At 71.4% G+C, this 1,219-nt stretch carries 1 protein-coding gene and 1 pseudogene; both read right to left on the bottom strand.

Annotated features, from left to right (window positions below):
• A partial coding sequence (locus FNH08_RS50285) for a hypothetical protein (protein WP_152778715.1) occupies positions 1-412 on the bottom strand: 412 nt, incomplete at its 3' end.
• A gap of 186 nt (positions 413-598) precedes the next feature.
• Positions 599-1,219, bottom strand: a pseudogene (locus FNH08_RS50290) (SAM-dependent methyltransferase); the annotation flags it as partial.

Below are 1,219 nucleotides of genomic sequence, written 5' to 3' on the forward strand. Positions count from 1 at the left end.
GGCCCGGGTAGCCGTATCCCGTCTGGGGCTGGGCGTAGCCGCCCGTGGTCTGGGCGTACGGCATCGCGTTGGCCGCGCTGAAGTGGCGTATGTCCGCGTACAGGTAGTAGGCGACGGTGATCACCATGCCGCTGATCATCAGCCACATTCCGGTGTTGCCGGTCGTGGCGAACTCGTCCTTGCCCGGGTCGAGGGCGATCAGCGTGGTGACGATGGAGATGTGCACCATCGACAGGACGAACAGGGCCCAGTCGAGCGTCTTGCGGGTCACGAGGGCGAGCCTCAACATGCTCGGCCACGCGAGGAAGCCGCAGCTCATGACGGCCAGCACCACGAAGACCACACGCAGCGTGATCAGTGTGCCCGATGAGGGGCTCTGAGGCGGTGGCGGCGCGTAGCCGGGGCCGTGCATGACTGCTCCTGATGGCCTGACGAGGGCGGACGTGCGATGTCCTGGTCGAGCGTATAGGTCGACGACGACAAGCGGTCCAGGGTTGTGGGCAACCGTTGCCGCACCGTTCCAAACGGCCGGTCGCGGAGCAGGGCGGAAGGAGTCAGTCCGCTCAGGCCGCTGCCCATCCGCTGCCCAGTCCGCTGCTCAGTCCGGTGCGACCGTCCCGTCGGTCAGGCCGTCGTACATGCCGCGTACGAGCCGTTCGCCGAGGCGGCCCGCGAGGCGGAGGGTGTCCTCGAACTCGGCGAGGGCACGGAACCGTTCGCCGTATCGGAGCTGCTGGTCGAGCGGGAGCCGGGGCAGTTGGAGGCGGCGTACGTCGAGCCGGGTGGCGGTGGAGACGTAGCTGCTGGCCTGGCGGTTGTTGGCGGTGCCGCGCAGGAAGCCGGCGAGGAACCACGGGTCCAGGGCGGCCGGATCGGGGCGCAGCAGCGTGAGGTTGCGGCCGAGGGCCGCGCCGGCGGTCGCCTCGTCGATCACGCGCGCGACGGCGCCGCCGCCGAGGACGGGCACGACGACGTCTCCCGCCTCGACGAGGACGGGCTGCTCCCCGGTCTCGGGCAGGGCCCCCGAGGGTGCCGTGCCGGACAGGACGTCGTGGTCGGTGAGCACGCGCGCGTGGGCACCGTGTCCGCCCGTCCGCACCAACAGGGCTCCCGCGCGGGCGAGTTCGCCGACCGTGGTCAGGGGCCAGCGGGAGGGCCGGGCCTCCTCGGCGGGAGGGGGTGTCAGATCGGCGGTCAGGCGCAGTGTCCGGCCGAGGTG

The organism is Streptomyces spongiae, assembly GCF_009377185.1.
Lineage (GTDB): Bacteria > Actinomycetota > Actinomycetes > Streptomycetales > Streptomycetaceae > Streptomyces > Streptomyces spongiae.